The organism is Peribacillus sp. 05N428, from assembly GCF_056397085.1.
This window is the reverse complement of record NZ_JBFTMS010000030.1, coordinates 17,743-33,479: the sequence shown is the minus strand read 5'-3', so window position 1 is coordinate 33,479 and position 15,737 is coordinate 17,743. Positions and strand designations below refer to the sequence as shown.

Here is a 15,737-nt window from a genome sequence, read left to right as displayed (position 1 = left end):
ATTTTTTTGAAAGAAGTTGACAGTATCCGACTTATAATGATACTATAGCAAAGGTGCTCCTATGTTACCCTGTAACTTTGGAGGATATGGACCATGTCTTATGAAAAAGTAATACAGGCAAAGTCAGTGATTATAGGGACGAAGCAAGCAGTTAGAGCTCTTAAAAACAATTTAATTCAAGAAGTTATCATCGCTGATGATGCAGATATATACTTGACTGGGCGTGTCGTTGAGACCGCCAAAGAATTGGATGTTCCTATCACATATGTTGATTCGATGAGAATGCTTGGCAAAGCATGTGGTATTGATGTCGGAGCAGCAACTGTTGCCATTAAAAAGTAAAAATGTTTTTGCAATAATATTTGCAAAGACTTTGTTTTTACCCATTTATGAACCACCTGGATGTGTGGTACTAGAAATGAAAACGTGAAGGGAGGAAAAATGTAATGCCTACTATTAATCAATTAGTGCGTAAAGGACGCGAGTCTAAAGAGGTTAATTCAAAATCTCCAGCACTTAACAAAGGCTACAACAGCTTTAAAAAAGCACAAACTAACGTATCATCTCCGCAAAAACGTGGTGTTTGCACTCGTGTGGGTACTATGACACCGAAAAAACCAAACTCCGCGTTACGTAAATATGCGCGTGTACGTCTAACAAACGGTATCGAGGTAACAGCTTATATCCCAGGTATCGGTCACAACCTACAAGAACACAGCGTGGTTCTTATCCGTGGCGGACGTGTAAAAGATTTACCAGGGGTACGTTACCATATCGTACGTGGTGCTCTTGATACAGCTGGAGTTAACAATCGTATGCAAGGCCGTTCTAAATACGGTACTAAGCGTCCGAAAGCAGCAAAAAAATAAACTTAAACCAAAATTGAACTTTCTTGAAAGGAGGAAATATAATGCCTCGTAAAGGACCTGTAACGAAAAGAGACGTATTACCAGATCCAATATATAATTCAAAACTTGTGACTCGCTTAATCAACAAATTAATGGTTGATGGACAAAGAGGTAAATCACAAAAAATTCTTTACTCTGCATTTGATTTAATCAAAGAACGTACTGGCAATGAGCCGATCGAAGTTTTCGATCAAGCACTTAAAAACATCATGCCTGTACTAGAAGTAAAAGCACGCCGTGTGGGTGGAGCTAACTACCAAGTACCAGTTGAGGTGCGTCCAGACCGTAAATCGACTCTAGGACTTCGTTGGTTAGTAAACTACTCTCGCCTTCGTGGAGAAAAAACGATGGAAGAGCGTTTAGCTTATGAAATCATGGATGCTGCCAACAATACTGGAGCAGCAGTTAAGAAACGTGAAGATACACACAAAATGGCTGAAGCCAACAAAGCTTTCGCACATTATCGCTGGTAAGATTAATCACTATAAAATCCTTATAAAAGGAAGGAGAAAGACAAATGGCAAGAGAGTTCTCCTTAGCAAACACTCGTAATATCGGTATCATGGCTCACATCGATGCTGGTAAAACGACAACAACAGAACGTGTTCTATATTATACTGGTAAAATCCACAAAATCGGTGAAACGCACGAAGGTGCTTCACAAATGGACTGGATGGAACAGGAACAAGAACGCGGAATCACGATCACTTCCGCTGCAACAACTGCGCAGTGGAAAGGTCACCGTGTAAACATCATCGATACACCGGGACACGTAGACTTCACAGTTGAAGTTGAACGTTCTTTGCGCGTACTTGATGGAGCTGTAGCTGTACTTGATGCCCAATCAGGTGTTGAGCCTCAAACTGAAACGGTTTGGCGCCAAGCTACAACTTACGGTGTACCACGTGTCGTATTCGTAAATAAAATGGACAAAATCGGTGCAGACTTCTTGTATTCAGTTGGAACAATCCACGATCGTTTACAAGCTAACGCTCACCCAGTTCAGTTACCAATCGGAGCAGAGGATCAATTCTCTGCAATCATTGACCTTATTGAAATGAAAACTCATTTCTACGGTAATGACCTAGGTACTGATATCACTGTTGGTGAAATTCCTGAAGAACACCGGGAATTAGCTGAAGAATACCGTGAAAAGTTAATTGAAGCAGTAGCAGAAGTTAATGAAGACTTAATGGAAAAATACCTTGGAGGCGAAGAAATCAGCATTGCTGAATTGAAAGCAGCCATCCGTACAGCAACCGTTAATGTTGAATTCTTCCCTGTTATCTGCGGATCGGCTTTCAAAAACAAAGGTGTTCAATTAATGCTTGATAACGTTATCGACTTCCTTCCATCTCCATTGGATGTACCAGCTATCAAAGGTACATTACCGGATTCAGAAGATGAAGTTGAACGTCATTCAGATGATTCTGAACCGTTCTCCGCTTTAGCGTTTAAAGTTATGACTGACCCTTACGTTGGTAAACTTACATTCTTCCGCGTGTACTCAGGTACATTAGAATCAGGATCTTATGTAATCAACTCAACAAAAGGTAAGCGTGAACGTATTGGACGTATCCTTCAAATGCATGCAAACAGCCGTGAAGAAATCTCAACTGTATATGCAGGGGATATCGCTGCTGCTGTTGGTTTGAAAGATACTACAACTGGTGATACTCTATGTGACGACAAGAACCAAGTAATTCTTGAATCCATGGTATTCCCAGAACCAGTTATCTCACTGTCAGTTGAACCGAAATCCAAAGCAGACCAAGACAAAATGGGTCAAGCTTTACAAAAGCTACAAGATGAAGATCCAACATTCCGTGCGCATACTGACCAAGAAACTGGTCAAACGATTATCGCTGGTATGGGTGAACTTCACTTGGACATCCTTGTTGACCGTATGCGTCGCGAATTTAAAGTGGAAGCTAACGTTGGTGCTCCTCAAGTAGCATACCGTGAAACTTTCCGTGGTTCAGCTAAAGTTGAAGGTAAATTCGTTCGCCAATCAGGTGGTCGTGGACAATTCGGACACGTATGGATCGAATTTGGTCCAAACGAAGAAGGTAAAGGATTCGAATTTGAAAATGCTATCGTCGGTGGTGTAGTACCACGCGAATATATCCCTGCTGTACAAGCTGGATTAGTTGATTCACTTGACCGTGGTGTACTTGCTGGTTACCCGCTAGTCGACATCAAAGCAAAATTATTTGACGGATCTTACCATGACGTTGACTCTAACGAAATGGCATTTAAAATTGCTGCATCGATGGCACTTAAAAATGCAGCATCAAAATGTAAGCCTGTAATCCTTGAACCAATCATGAAAGTGGAAGTAGTTATTCCAGAAGATTACCTAGGCGACATCATGGGAGATATCACATCTCGTCGTGGTCGCGTAGAAGGTATGGAAGCTCGCGGTAACACGCAAATGGTTAAAGCGATGGTTCCACTATCTGAAATGTTCGGATATGCTACATCTTTACGTTCTAACACTCAAGGACGCGGAACATTCTCTATGCACTTCGATCATTATGAAGAAGTACCTAAGAGCATTTCTGAAGAAATCATCAAAAAAAATAAAGGTGAATAATTGATTTTCATCTCTTATTAAAGTATAACTATCTTATGTAAGCTGTGATGGAAGAATTAGTCTTCTTTCACAGCCCTATATACTTAATCTTTTATTTATAATTTTAAGGAGGAATTCCTAATGGGAAAAGCTAAATTTGATCGTTCAAAACCGCACGTTAACGTTGGAACAATTGGTCACGTTGACCATGGTAAAACAACTCTAACAGCTGCAATCACAACTGTACTTGCTAAATCTGGTGGCGCAGAAGCTCGCGCTTATGACCAAATCGATGGTGCACCAGAAGAAAGAGAACGTGGTATCACAATCTCTACTGCACACGTTGAGTATGAAACAGCTACTCGTCACTATGCACACGTTGACTGCCCAGGACATGCTGACTATGTTAAAAACATGATCACAGGTGCTGCACAAATGGACGGCGGTATCCTAGTAGTATCTGCTGCTGATGGCCCAATGCCACAAACTCGTGAGCACATCCTTCTTTCTCGTCAAGTAGGTGTACCATTCCTTGTAGTATTCATGAACAAATGCGACATGGTTGATGACGAAGAACTTCTTGAATTAGTAGAAATGGAAATCCGTGATCTTCTATCTGAATACGAATTCCCTGGCGATGACATTCCAGTTATCAAAGGATCTGCACTAAAAGCTCTTCAAGGAGACGAAGCTTGGGAAGAAAAAATTCATGAATTAATGGCAGCTGTTGACGAGTATATCCCAGAACCAACTCGTGACACTGACAAACCATTCATGATGCCAGTTGAGGATGTATTCTCAATCACTGGTCGTGGAACAGTTGCAACTGGCCGTGTTGAGCGTGGACAAGTTAAAGTCGGTGACGTTGTTGACATCATCGGTTTCAACGAAGAGTCTAAACCAACAACAGTAACTGGTGTTGAAATGTTCCGTAAACTTCTTGACTATGCTGAAGCTGGTGACAACATCGGTGCACTACTTCGTGGTGTATCCCGTGAAGATATCCAACGTGGACAAGTACTTGCTAAACCAGGTACAATCACTCCACACACAAAGTTCAAAGCTGAAGTTTATGTTCTTTCTAAAGAAGAAGGTGGACGTCACACTCCATTCTTTACAAACTACCGTCCTCAGTTCTACTTCCGTACAACTGACGTAACTGGTATTTGTAACCTTCCTGAAGGCGTAGAAATGGTTATGCCTGGAGACAACATCGAAATGACTGTAGAACTTATCGCTCCAATCGCTATCGAAGAAGGTACTAAATTCTCTATCCGTGAGGGTGGACGTACTGTAGGCGCTGGCGTAGTTGCTACAATCACAGAGTAATTGATTCATAAAACAATATTGGAAGGGACGCCTTCCGGGAGAAGCAGATGGGACGCCATCTGCTTCTTTTCTATTTGTAAAGAATATTCATTCTTTCTTCTATAATAACTGGAGTTTATTTAATGGGTTTCTTGATAATTTCAAATGAAGAAAATGGATATGAAAGACCACGTAGAATGTACTTGTAAATACTTGTGATAGTATGTATAATAATAAAAGTGTGTTGCACAAGAAAAATCTAAGTTTGACTTGCATTTCACTTGTGTTATATGTATAATAGACAATGTTGGTCTTTGACTGCGATGATATGGAAGGTTGCTGACACACCCGGCCGCTTTGCCATGGCGAGTGTGTGGGAAATTTCCATTGAGAAGGTCTATTTTAAAATAGGCGAAAAGGAGGGAAAATTATGGCAAAACAAAAAATTCGTATCCGTTTAAAAGCATATGATCACAGAATCCTTGATCAATCTGCTGAGAAAATTGTTGAAACTGCAAAACGTTCTGGTGCGGCTGTATCTGGTCCAATTCCATTACCTACGGAAAGATCGGTATATACGATCCTACGTGCGGTTCATAAATACAAAGATTCTCGTGAACAATTCGAAATGCGTACGCATAAACGTCTAATCGACATCGTTAATCCAACTCCACAAACAGTTGATTCATTGATGCGTTTAGATTTACCATCAGGCGTTGACATTGAAATCAAATTATAATTCATATAAATATGAACAATTACTCTAGGAGGTGTGACTTATGACCAAAGGAATCTTAGGAAGAAAAATCGGTATGACTCAAGTTTTTGCTGAAAACGGTGAACTTATTCCGGTAACAGTTATCGAAGCTGCTAATAACGTGGTTCTTCAAAAGAAAACTGTTGAAACTGATGGCTATGAAGCAGTTCAAGTTGGTTTTGAAAACAAACGCGAAAAGCTTTCTAACAAACCTGAAAAGGGCCATGTTGAAAAAGCAAATACTACTCCTAAGCGCTTCATTCGCGAATTCCGCGGAACGGATCTTACTGAATATGAGATCGGTCAAGAAGTCAATGTTAGTATTTTCGCTGAAGGCGATTTAGTAGATGTATCAGGAATTTCAAAAGGTAAAGGTTTCCAAGGCTCTATCAAGCGTCATGGACAATCTCGCGGACCTATGTCTCATGGTTCTCGTTACCACCGTCGCCCAGGTTCAATGGGTCCTGTAGCTCCAAACCGCGTATTCAAAGGTAAACTATTACCAGGACGTATGGGTGGAGAACAAATTACTGTTCAAAACTTAGCTATCGTTAAAGTTGATGTTGAACGCAACCTACTATTGATCAAAGGTAATGTACCTGGTGCTAGAAAAGCATTGATCAAAGTTAAAACTGCTGTTAAAGCAAAGTAATTTCTGAGAAAGGAGGAGCAATAGAATGCCAAAAGTTACATTGTTCAACCAAACAGGTTCACAAGTTGGCGACATCGAACTAAATGAATCCATCTTTGGTATCGAACCTAATAATCATGTATTATTTGAAGCAATCATCATGCAACGAGCTTCCTTACGTCAAGGAACTCATAAAGTTAAAAACCGTTCTGAAGTTGCAGGCGGTGGACGTAAACCTTGGAAACAAAAAGGAACTGGACGTGCGCGTCAAGGTTCTATCCGTTCTCCACAATGGCGTGGCGGTGGCGTTGTTTTTGGACCTACTCCAAGATCTTACGCTTACAAGCTACCTAAAAAGGTGCGTCGTTTAGCTATTAAATCTGCATTGTCTGCAAAGGCATTGGAAGAGAACATTTTGGTACTTGAAAGCTTGTCTTTCGAAGCTCCAAAAACAAAAGAATTTGTAGCAGTACTTAAAAATCTTTCTGTTGATACTAAAACGTTAGTCGTTACTGACGGTTTAGATGAGAAAGTTGCTCTTTCTGCACGTAACATCCCTGGTGTTACTGTAGTTGAAGCTGTTGGTCTTAACGTTCTTGATGTTGTTTCACACAACAAATTGATCTTGACTAAATCAGCTGTCGAAAAAGTAGAGGAGGTGCTTGCATAATGGATGCACGCGATATCATTAAGCGCCCCGTAATCACTGAACGCTCTTCAGACGTAATGGCTGAAAAGAAATATACTTTTGAAGTTGATGTTAAAGCTAATAAAACTCAAGTTAAAGATGCTGTTCAAGAAATTTTCGGCGTTAAAGTTGAGAAAGTAAACATCATGAACTACAAAGGTAAATTCAAACGCATGGGCAAACATGCAGGCTATACTAACAAGCGCCGTAAAGCTATTGTTAAATTAACTGCTGACAGCAAAGAAATCGAGCTATTCGAAGCTTAATTCATTAGAGAAGGAGGGAAATACAAATGGCGATTAAGAAGTATAAACCTACCTCTAACGGTCGACGTAATATGACAACTTCGGATTTTGCTGAGATCACTACAGACAAACCGGAAAAATCATTACTTGCTCCTTTACACAGCAAAGGCGGCCGTAATAACCAAGGTAAGTTAACAGTTCGTCATCAAGGTGGCGGCCACAAGCGTCAATACCGTATCATCGATTTCAAACGGAATAAAGATGGTATACCTGGACGCGTTGCTACTATTGAGTACGATCCAAATCGTTCTGCAAACATTGCATTAATTAATTACGTTGATGGAGAAAAACGTTATATCCTAGCTCCGAAAAACCTAGAAGTAGGTTTGGAAGTTATGTCAGGTCCAGAAGCTGACATTAAAGTGGGTAACGCTCTACCTCTTATTAACATCCCAGTTGGTACAGTAATTCATAACATCGAACTTAAACCAGGAAAAGGTGGACAATTAGTCCGTTCAGCAGGAACATCTGCTCAAGTACTTGGTAAAGAAGGTCGTTATGTACTTGTACGTTTAAACTCAGGTGAGGTTCGTATGATTCTTGCTACTTGCCGTGCTTCAATCGGTCAAGTTGGTAATGAACAACATGAACTTATCAACATTGGTAAAGCTGGCCGTAACCGTTGGTTAGGTAAACGCCCAACAGTTCGTGGATCTGTAATGAACCCGAATGATCACCCACACGGTGGTGGTGAAGGTAAATCTCCAATCGGACGTAAATCACCAATGTCTCCATGGGGTAAACCTACTCTTGGATTCAAAACTCGTAAGAAGAAAAATAAATCCGATAAATTTATCGTACGTCGTCGTAAAAAATAACGGGATTGAGCTACGGTTCATATATAGAACCGTAGAACAGTCACGAAGGGAGGTACTCGCATGGGTCGTAGCTTAAAAAAAGGGCCTTTTGTTGATGATCATTTATTGGTAAAAGTTGAAAAATTAAATGAAGCTGACAAGAAACAGGTAGTAAAAACTTGGTCTCGTCGCTCAACAATCTTCCCGCAATTCATCGGACACACAATCGCCGTTTATGACGGTCGTAAGCACGTGCCGGTTTATGTAACAGAAGATATGGTAGGTCACAAACTAGGCGAATTCGCGCCTACACGCACTTATAAAGGTCACGCAAGTGATGACAAGAAAACAAGACGTTAATGAGAGGAGGGCATCTCATGCAAGCTAAAGCTGTCGCTAAAACAGTTCGTATTGCTCCTCGTAAAGTGCGTTTAGTCGCAGATTTAATTCGAGGAAAACAAGTAGGTGAAGCAGTAGCGATTCTTCGCTTAACACCAAAATCTGCTTCTCCAGTCGTAGAAAAAATTCTGAAATCTGCTATCGCAAATGCAGAACACAACTACGAAATGGATATTAATAACCTAGTCGTTTCAGAGGCATACGTTAACGAAGGACCAACATTAAAACGTTTCCGTCCTCGCGCTCAAGGTCGTGCGAGTGCTATAAACAAACGTACTAGTCATATTACAATCGTTGTATCAGAAAAGAAGGAGGGGTAATCTGTGGGTCAAAAGGTAAATCCAATCGGTATGCGTATCGGGATAATCCGTGACTGGGAATCCAAATGGTACGCTGATAAAGACTACGCAGTTCTTTTGCATGAAGACATCAAAGTTCGTGAATATATCGCGAAACGTCTAAATGATGCTTCAGTTTCAAAGGTTGAAATCGAACGTGCAGCTAACCGTATCAATGTATCTGTCCACACTGCTAAACCAGGAATGGTTATCGGTAAAGGCGGTACTGAAGTCGAAGCACTTCGTAAAGCTTTGAACCAGCTGACTGGCAAAAGAGTTCATATCAATATCATCGAAATTAAAAGAGCAGATCTTGACGCAAAATTGGTTGCTGAAAACATCGCTCGTCAGCTAGAAAACCGTGTTTCATTCCGTCGCGCTCAAAAGCAAGCTATCCAACGTACTATGCGTTCTGGAGCAAAAGGAATCAAAACTCAAGTTTCTGGTCGTCTTGGCGGTGCTGATATTGCTCGTGCTGAACATTACAGCGAAGGAACAGTTCCACTTCACACACTTCGTGCAGACATAGACTATGCTCATGCTGAAGCAGATACTACTTACGGTAAGCTAGGCGTGAAAGTTTGGATCTACCGTGGAGAAGTTCTTCCTACTAAGAAGAAATCTGAGGAAGGAGGAAAATAATATGTTATTGCCAAAACGCGTAAAATACCGTCGTGAACACCGCGGTAAGATGAGAGGGATGGCTAAGGGCGGCACTGAAGTTCACTTCGGAGAATTTGGACTTCAAGCTCAAGAAGCTTCCTGGATCACGAACCGTCAAATCGAAGCAGCTCGTATTGCGATGACTCGTTATATGAAACGTGGAGGGAAAGTTTGGATCAAAATCTTCCCAAGCAAACCTTACACAGCTAAGCCGCTTGAAGTACGGATGGGTTCCGGTAAAGGTGCTCCTGAAGGATGGGTAGCAGTTGTTAAACCGGGCAAAGTTATGTTTGAAATCTCTGGTGTATCTGAAGAGGTGGCAAGAGAAGCATTGCGCCTTGCAGCACACAAACTTCCAATCAAATGCAAGTTTGTAAAAAGAGAGGAAATTGGTGGTGAAACAAATGAAAGCTAATGAAATCAAAGATCTAACCACTGCTGAAATTGAACAAAAACTAAAATCTCTTAAAGAAGAACTATTTAATCTTCGTTTCCAGTTAGCTACTGGACAACTTGAAAATACAGCTCGCATCCGTGAAGTTCGCAAATCGATTGCTCGTATGAAAACAGTTGTTCGTCAAAGAGAAATCGGTGTCACTAATCGATAATGAATGGAGGTTTGCAGAATGAGCGAACGCAACCAACGCAAAATCTACACTGGACGCGTAGTATCCGACAAAATGGATAAAACAGTTACAGTTGTTGTAGAGACCTATAAAAAGCATTCTTTATACGGTAAACGCGTGAAATATTCTAAAAAGTTTAAAGCTCATGACGAGCTAAACGAAGCTAAAGCAGGCGACGTAGTACGTATCATGGAAACTCGTCCACTTTCAGCTACAAAACGCTTCCGTCTTGTAGAAGTAGTAGAAAAAGCAGTAATCATTTAATCTAGTTCGGATTAAGCTAATTCCGAAGGGAGGTACCGTACATGATTCAACAAGAATCTCGTTTAAAAGTCGCTGACAATTCAGGTGCTCGTGAAGTGCTAACAATTAAAGTCATAGGTGGTTCAGGCCGTAAGACTGCAAACATCGGTGATATCATCGTTTGTACAGTTAAACAGGCAACACCAGGAGGCGTTGTTAAAAAAGGTGAAGTCGTTAAGGCTGTTGTTGTCCGTACAAAACGTGGTATGCGTCGTCCTGACGGTTCTTACATTCGTTTCGATGAAAACGCATGTGTAATTATCCGTGACGATAAGAGCCCACGTGGAACTCGTATTTTTGGACCTGTTGCTCGTGAATTACGTGACAATAGTTTCATGAAGATCGTTTCTCTTGCTCCAGAAGTTCTATAATATGTAAAATTTGTATAAAGCCTTTCAAGGAGGTGCCAAGCTAATGCATGTTAAAAAAGGTGACAAAGTCGTAGTCATCTCTGGTAAGGACAAAGGCAAACAAGGAACAATTCTTTCTGCATATCCGAAACAAAATCGTGTACTTGTTGAAGGAATTAACATCGTGAAAAAGCATTCAAAGCCATCTCAACTTAATCCACAAGGTGGAATTATCAGTAAAGAAGCTGCTATTCACGTATCCAATGTAATGCCACTTGATCCTAAATCAGGTAAACCGACTCGTGTTGGATATAAGATCGAAAATGGTAAAAAAGTACGCGTAGCTAAAATATCAGGTGAATCTTTAGATAAATAAGTCATAAATGAAGGGAGGTACACTAAGCAATGAGCCGCCTTAAAGAAAAATTCAAAAGTGAAATTACACCGTCATTGATGGGTAAATTCAACTATCAATCAGTAATGCAAGTACCAAACATTGAGAAAATCGTTATTAACATGGGTGTGGGTGACGCAGTTTCTAACTCGAAAGCTTTAGATACAGCTGTTGAAGAACTTACATTGATCACTGGTCAAAAACCAGTTATAACAAAAGCAAAAAAATCAATCGCAGGCTTCCGTTTGCGTGAGGGTATGCCTATCGGAGCGAAAGTTACATTACGTGGTGAGCGTATGTATCAATTCCTTGATAAGCTAGTATCTGTATCTTTACCGCGTGTACGTGATTTCCGCGGCGTTTCAAAGAAATCCTTTGACGGACGTGGAAACTATACATTAGGCGTTAAAGAACAACTTATCTTCCCTGAGATTGATTACGATAAAGTGAGCAAAGTTCGTGGTATGGACATCGTTATCGTAACGACTGCCAACACTGACGAAGAAGCTCGTGAACTACTTACTCAAGTTGGAATGCCGTTCCAAAAGTAATCTCTAAATAAAGGGAGGCGAAATCGTGGCTAAAAAGTCTATGATCGTAAAGCAAAAACGCGAACAGAAGTTTAAAGTACAAGAATATACACGTTGCGAACGTTGCGGACGTCCACATTCTGTATTACGTAAATTTAAACTATGTCGTATTTGTTTCCGCGAACTTGCATATAAAGGACAAATTCCTGGCGTTAAAAAAGCTAGCTGGTAAAACCCGAGTTTGGGAAGGAGGTAAAATATAATGGTCATGACAGATCCTATTGCAGATATGCTTACTCGCATCCGTAATGCGAATATGGTTCGTCACGAAAAACTGGAAGTTCCTGCTTCAAAGATCAAAAAGGAAATTGCTGAGATCTTAAAAAGTGAAGGCTTCGTACGTGACTTTGAATTAATCGAAGACAACAAACAAGGTATCATCCGTATCTTCTTAAAATACGGTGCAAACAACGAACGTGTTATCACTGGTCTAAAACGTATCAGCAAACCTGGTTTGCGTGTATATGCAAAAACTGGAGAGGTACCACGCGTTCTTAACGGTTTAGGTATCGCAATTGTTTCTACTTCTCACGGAGTTTTAACAGACAAAGAAGCTCGCTCTAAACAAGTTGGCGGAGAAGTTTTAGCATACGTTTGGTAATACATTTTCACAAGAATGGAGGTGCACATTATGTCTCGTATAGGTAAAAAACCTATTGAAATCCCTGCAGGCGTAACAGTTACTGTTACTGGAAGTGAAGTAACTGTTAAAGGACCTAAAGGTGAATTATCTAGATCATTCAGTCCTGACCTTTCAATCGTTGTTGAAGAGAACGTGTTAACTGTAACACGCCCGTCTGACGAGAAGACTCACCGTTCTTTACACGGTACTACTCGCGCGCTTATCTCTAACATGATTGAAGGTGTATCAACAGGTTTCGTAAAATCACTTGAACTTATTGGGGTTGGGTACCGTGCACAAAAGCAAGGTAACAAGCTTATCCTTAACGTAGGATATTCCCACCCTGTAGAAATAGAGCCAGAAGCTGGCGTTGAAGTCGAAGTTCCTTCTAATACAAAAGTAATCGTAAAAGGTGCAAGCAAAGAACGTGTAGGAGCTCTAGCAGCTAATATCCGTGATGTTCGCCCGCCTGAACCGTATAAAGGTAAAGGTATCCGTTACGAAGGCGAATTCGTTCGTCGTAAAGAAGGTAAAACAGGTAAGTAATGCCGCATAAGTAAACGAAAGGAGTGACGTAAATGATTACGAAGCTTGATAAAAATGCTACTCGTCAGAAAAGACATGCGCGTGTACGTGCTAAGCTTTCTGGAACAGAAGCTCGTCCTCGTTTAAATGTGTTTCGTTCAAACAAACACATTTACGCACAATTAATTGACGATGCAAAAGGCGTAACATTGGCAAGTGCTTCAACTCTTGATAAAGAGATCGGTATCGAAGCAGGTAGCAATGCTGAAGCAGCTCAAAAAGTTGGCGAACTTATTGCGAAACGTGCTGTTGAAAAAGGTTTCAAAGCTGTGGTTTTTGACCGCGGTGGTTACCTCTTCCATGGTCGTGTTAAAGCATTGGCTGACGCTGCTCGTGAAAACGGCTTAGAATTTTAATGGATAAGGAGGGACATAACAGATGCGTAGCATTGATCCTAATAAATTAGAACTTGAAGAACGCGTAGTTACAGTAAATCGTGTAGCTAAAGTTGTTAAAGGCGGACGTCGTTTCCGTTTCACTGCACTAGTTGTTGTTGGTGATAAAAATGGTCATGTTGGATTTGGTACTGGTAAAGCTCAAGAAGTTCCGGATGCTATCCGTAAAGCTATTGAGGATGCTAAGAAAAATCTAATTACTGTACCGATGGTTGGTACTACTATTCCTCACCTTGTGAACGGTCGCTATGGCGCAGGTCACATTCTATTGAAACCAGCTTCTGAAGGTACAGGAGTAATTGCTGGTGGTCCTGTTCGTGCGGTACTTGAATTAGGCGGAGTTAGCGATATCTTGTCTAAATCACTAGGTACTAATACACCTATTAATATGGTTCGCGCAACAATTGAAGGATTGAAGCAATTGAAACGTGCTGAAGACGTAGCTAAGTTACGTGGAAAATCAGTACAAGAACTGTTAGGATAAGGAGGGAAATCGAATTATGGCTAATAAATTAGAAATCACCCTCACTCGCAGCTTGATTGGTCGTCCTGAAGATCAACGTGTTACAGTTAACACTTTGGGTTTACGCAAAATGCATCAAACGGTTGTTCAAGAAGATAACCCTGCGATTCGCGGTATGATTACCAAAGTTGCTCATCTTGTTACTGTAAAAGAACAATAAAATAATTTTTAACTTAACAAGGAGGTGCCAACATGAAACTTCATGAGTTAAAAGCTGCAGAAGGTTCTCGTAAAGAACGTAAACGTAAAGGTCGCGGTATTGGATCTGGTAACGGTAAAACAGCAGGTAAAGGACACAAAGGACAAAACGCTCGCTCCGGCGGCGGTGTGCGTCTTGGATTTGAAGGGGGTCAAACTCCTCTATTCAGACGTTTACCTAAACGTGGATTTACCAACATCAACCGTAAAGACTATGCTATCGTGAACCTTGATACGTTAAATCTTTTCGAAGACGGTACTGAAGTAACACCAGCTCTTTTACTTGAGACTGGCGTTGTAAGTAAAGAAAAAGCAGGAATCAAGATTCTTGCCAAAGGAAGCATTGAGAAAAAGCTTACTGTTAAAGCTCACAAATTCTCGTCTACTGCTAAAGAAGCTATCGAAGCTGCTGGCGGTAATACAGAGGTGATCTAATGTTTCGCACGATCTCCAATTTTATGCGCGTGGGTGAAATAAGGAATAAGATTATTTTTACCCTTCTAATGTTAATCGTCTATCGCATCGGTACATTTATACCTGTACCGCATGTGAATGCCGATTTTCTCGCTGAACAGGACCAGCTGAGCGTCATCGGGCTTTTAAATACCTTTGGCGGCGGGGCACTGCAAAACTTTTCCATTTTAGCGATGGGTATCATGCCGTACATCACGGCATCCATCATCGTTCAGCTGCTACAGATGGATGTTGTTCCTAAGTTCACTGAATGGTCTAAACAAGGGGAAGCAGGACGCCGTAAATTAGCGCAATTCACTCGTTACTTCACTATTATCCTAGGGTTTATCCAAGCAGTTGGAATGTCCTATGGGTTCAATAATATGTCAGGTGGACAGTTGATTGAAAATCCTGGAATTGCAACATACTTGCTTATTGCGACTGTCTTAACGGCAGGAACAGCTTTTCTTTTGTGGTTAGGGGAGCTGATCACTGCTAAGGGTGTGGGTAATGGGATTTCCATCATTATCTTTGCTGGTATCGTAGCTAGTTTGCCTACTACGGCAAATCAGATTTACGCACAGCAATTTGAGAATGCCGGTGATCAATTATTCTTACGAATCATAACGATTATCCTCATAGTTTTAGCAGTATTAGCAATCGTGGTTGCTGTTATCTTCATTCAGCAGGCATTACGTAAAATTCCTATTCAGTATGCGAAACGTGCTGCGGTAGGTCGTACGCAAATGGGTGGCCAGTCTACTCATTTACCATTGAAAGTAAATGCTGCGGGGGTTATTCCGGTAATCTTTGCAATGGCATTTATTATTACTCCTACTACAATCGCTTCTTTCTTTGGAAAGAACAGCGTGACTAGCTGGATATCAACAAATCTTGATTACACCAAACCAATTGGTATGATCATATATGTTGCTCTTATCATTGCTTTTGCGTATTTTTATGCTTTCATTCAGGTTAATCCTGAACAAATGGCTGAGAATTTGAAAAAGCAAGGTGGCTATGTGCCGGGGATTCGTCCAGGTAAGAGTACACAAGAATATTTAACACGTGTTTTATACCGTTTGACGTTTGTAGGCTCGATATTCTTGGCCATCATTGCCGTTTTACCGGTATTTTTCATTAAGCTTGCTGATCTACCTCAATCTGCACAGATTGGTGGTACCAGTTTGCTGATCGTAGTCGGGGTTGCCCTTGATACGATGAAGCAGCTGGAATCACAACTTGTGAAGAGACACTATAAAGGCTTTATAAAGTAATGAGTTTTGGGAACGGCTTGTTCCCTTTACCCATTATAGAGTTTGAGGGGGA

General features: G+C 40.9%; 27 protein-coding genes. All 27 read left to right on the top strand.

Going from position 1 to position 15,737, the window contains the following annotated elements; genetic code table 11:
• Positions 1-93: 93 nt before the first annotated feature.
• The 27 genes from AC1DIV_RS22035 (at position 94) to secY (ending at position 15,685) form a co-directional block, all read left to right on the top strand.
• The gene (locus AC1DIV_RS22035; protein WP_034305040.1) at positions 94-342 is read left to right on the top strand and encodes a 50S ribosomal protein L7ae-like protein; all 249 of its coding nucleotides are present in this window, start codon (positions 94-96) and stop codon (positions 340-342) included.
• Positions 343-446: 104 nt separating this feature from the next.
• Positions 447-869 (top strand): 30S ribosomal protein S12, encoded by a 423-nt coding sequence (rpsL, locus tag AC1DIV_RS22030; protein WP_034305038.1) that lies wholly within the window; start codon positions 447-449, stop codon positions 867-869.
• A 41-nt stretch (positions 870-910) separates the two neighbouring features.
• Complete coding sequence (rpsG, locus tag AC1DIV_RS22025; protein ID WP_048677878.1) at positions 911-1,381, top strand: 30S ribosomal protein S7; 471 nt, start codon at positions 911-913, stop codon at positions 1,379-1,381.
• 44 nt (positions 1,382-1,425) lie between these two features.
• Entirely contained in the window at positions 1,426-3,504 is a 2,079-nt protein-coding gene (gene fusA / locus AC1DIV_RS22020) for an elongation factor G (protein WP_063595514.1), read from the top strand.
• Positions 3,505-3,624: 120 nt separating this feature from the next.
• Positions 3,625-4,812, top strand: a complete 1,188-nt coding sequence (gene tuf / locus AC1DIV_RS22015; protein ID WP_063595513.1) for an elongation factor Tu — start codon at positions 3,625-3,627, stop codon at positions 4,810-4,812.
• Positions 4,813-5,221: 409 nt separating this feature from the next.
• Positions 5,222-5,530, top strand: coding sequence for a 30S ribosomal protein S10 (gene rpsJ, locus AC1DIV_RS22010; RefSeq protein WP_019244375.1), 309 nt, complete (start codon positions 5,222-5,224; stop codon positions 5,528-5,530).
• Between the two features lie 40 nt (positions 5,531-5,570).
• Complete coding sequence (gene rplC / locus AC1DIV_RS22005; RefSeq protein WP_034305028.1) at positions 5,571-6,200, top strand: 50S ribosomal protein L3; 630 nt, start codon at positions 5,571-5,573, stop codon at positions 6,198-6,200.
• Positions 6,201-6,225: 25 nt separating this feature from the next.
• Positions 6,226-6,849, top strand: coding sequence for a 50S ribosomal protein L4 (gene rplD, locus AC1DIV_RS22000; RefSeq protein ID WP_053349064.1), 624 nt, complete (start codon positions 6,226-6,228; stop codon positions 6,847-6,849).
• The gene (gene rplW / locus AC1DIV_RS21995) at positions 6,849-7,133 is read left to right on the top strand and encodes a 50S ribosomal protein L23 (protein ID WP_063595512.1); all 285 of its coding nucleotides are present in this window, start codon (positions 6,849-6,851) and stop codon (positions 7,131-7,133) included. The genes rplD and rplW overlap by 1 nt, the downstream gene beginning before the upstream one ends.
• Before the next feature lie 26 nt (positions 7,134-7,159).
• Entirely contained in the window at positions 7,160-7,990 is an 831-nt protein-coding gene (gene rplB / locus AC1DIV_RS21990) for a 50S ribosomal protein L2 (RefSeq protein WP_063595511.1), read from the top strand.
• 60 nt (positions 7,991-8,050) lie between these two features.
• Positions 8,051-8,329 (top strand): 30S ribosomal protein S19, encoded by a 279-nt coding sequence (rpsS, locus tag AC1DIV_RS21985; RefSeq protein WP_034305018.1) that lies wholly within the window; start codon positions 8,051-8,053, stop codon positions 8,327-8,329.
• A 17-nt stretch (positions 8,330-8,346) separates the two neighbouring features.
• Complete coding sequence (gene rplV / locus AC1DIV_RS21980) at positions 8,347-8,688, top strand: 50S ribosomal protein L22 (protein ID WP_034305017.1); 342 nt, start codon at positions 8,347-8,349, stop codon at positions 8,686-8,688.
• A 3-nt stretch (positions 8,689-8,691) separates the two neighbouring features.
• Positions 8,692-9,348 (top strand): 30S ribosomal protein S3, encoded by a 657-nt coding sequence (rpsC, locus tag AC1DIV_RS21975; protein WP_034305014.1) that lies wholly within the window; start codon positions 8,692-8,694, stop codon positions 9,346-9,348.
• 1 nt (position 9,349) lies between these two features.
• Positions 9,350-9,784, top strand: a complete 435-nt coding sequence (gene rplP / locus AC1DIV_RS21970) for a 50S ribosomal protein L16 (RefSeq protein ID WP_034305012.1) — start codon at positions 9,350-9,352, stop codon at positions 9,782-9,784.
• Positions 9,774-9,977: a 50S ribosomal protein L29 gene (rpmC, locus tag AC1DIV_RS21965; RefSeq protein ID WP_034305010.1), complete on the top strand. Its 204-nt coding sequence runs from the start codon at positions 9,774-9,776 to the stop codon at positions 9,975-9,977. The genes rplP and rpmC overlap by 11 nt, the downstream gene beginning before the upstream one ends.
• A gap of 18 nt (positions 9,978-9,995) precedes the next feature.
• On the top strand, positions 9,996-10,259 hold the full coding sequence (rpsQ, locus tag AC1DIV_RS21960) for a 30S ribosomal protein S17 (protein ID WP_048677887.1): 264 nt from the start codon (positions 9,996-9,998) through the stop codon (positions 10,257-10,259).
• A gap of 41 nt (positions 10,260-10,300) precedes the next feature.
• Positions 10,301-10,669, top strand: a complete 369-nt coding sequence (gene rplN, locus AC1DIV_RS21955) for a 50S ribosomal protein L14 (RefSeq protein WP_477577416.1) — start codon at positions 10,301-10,303, stop codon at positions 10,667-10,669.
• 43 nt (positions 10,670-10,712) lie between these two features.
• Positions 10,713-11,024 carry a 50S ribosomal protein L24 gene (rplX, locus tag AC1DIV_RS21950; protein ID WP_034305002.1) on the top strand — a complete coding sequence of 104 codons (312 nt, stop codon included), beginning with the start codon at positions 10,713-10,715 and terminating at the stop codon, positions 11,022-11,024.
• Positions 11,025-11,053: 29 nt separating this feature from the next.
• Entirely contained in the window at positions 11,054-11,593 is a 540-nt protein-coding gene (rplE, locus tag AC1DIV_RS21945; protein WP_048677889.1) for a 50S ribosomal protein L5, read from the top strand.
• 25 nt (positions 11,594-11,618) lie between these two features.
• Entirely contained in the window at positions 11,619-11,804 is a 186-nt protein-coding gene (locus AC1DIV_RS21940) for a type Z 30S ribosomal protein S14 (RefSeq protein WP_034304998.1), read from the top strand.
• Positions 11,805-11,834: 30 nt separating this feature from the next.
• Entirely contained in the window at positions 11,835-12,233 is a 399-nt protein-coding gene (gene rpsH / locus AC1DIV_RS21935; protein ID WP_034304995.1) for a 30S ribosomal protein S8, read from the top strand.
• Between the two features lie 30 nt (positions 12,234-12,263).
• The gene (gene rplF / locus AC1DIV_RS21930; protein WP_048677892.1) at positions 12,264-12,800 is read left to right on the top strand and encodes a 50S ribosomal protein L6; all 537 of its coding nucleotides are present in this window, start codon (positions 12,264-12,266) and stop codon (positions 12,798-12,800) included.
• Between the two features lie 32 nt (positions 12,801-12,832).
• A complete protein-coding gene (gene rplR / locus AC1DIV_RS21925) occupies positions 12,833-13,195 on the top strand; it encodes a 50S ribosomal protein L18 (RefSeq protein ID WP_034304989.1) in 363 nt (120 codons plus the stop codon).
• 22 nt (positions 13,196-13,217) lie between these two features.
• Entirely contained in the window at positions 13,218-13,718 is a 501-nt protein-coding gene (gene rpsE / locus AC1DIV_RS21920) for a 30S ribosomal protein S5 (RefSeq protein WP_034304987.1), read from the top strand.
• A 16-nt stretch (positions 13,719-13,734) separates the two neighbouring features.
• The gene (gene rpmD / locus AC1DIV_RS21915; RefSeq protein ID WP_034304984.1) at positions 13,735-13,917 is read left to right on the top strand and encodes a 50S ribosomal protein L30; all 183 of its coding nucleotides are present in this window, start codon (positions 13,735-13,737) and stop codon (positions 13,915-13,917) included.
• A 32-nt stretch (positions 13,918-13,949) separates the two neighbouring features.
• The gene (gene rplO / locus AC1DIV_RS21910) at positions 13,950-14,390 is read left to right on the top strand and encodes a 50S ribosomal protein L15 (protein ID WP_034304982.1); all 441 of its coding nucleotides are present in this window, start codon (positions 13,950-13,952) and stop codon (positions 14,388-14,390) included.
• A complete protein-coding gene (gene secY / locus AC1DIV_RS21905) occupies positions 14,390-15,685 on the top strand; it encodes a preprotein translocase subunit SecY (RefSeq protein WP_034304981.1) in 1,296 nt (431 codons plus the stop codon). Before rplO ends, secY begins: the two co-directional genes overlap by 1 nt.
• Positions 15,686-15,737 lie beyond the last annotated feature (52 nt).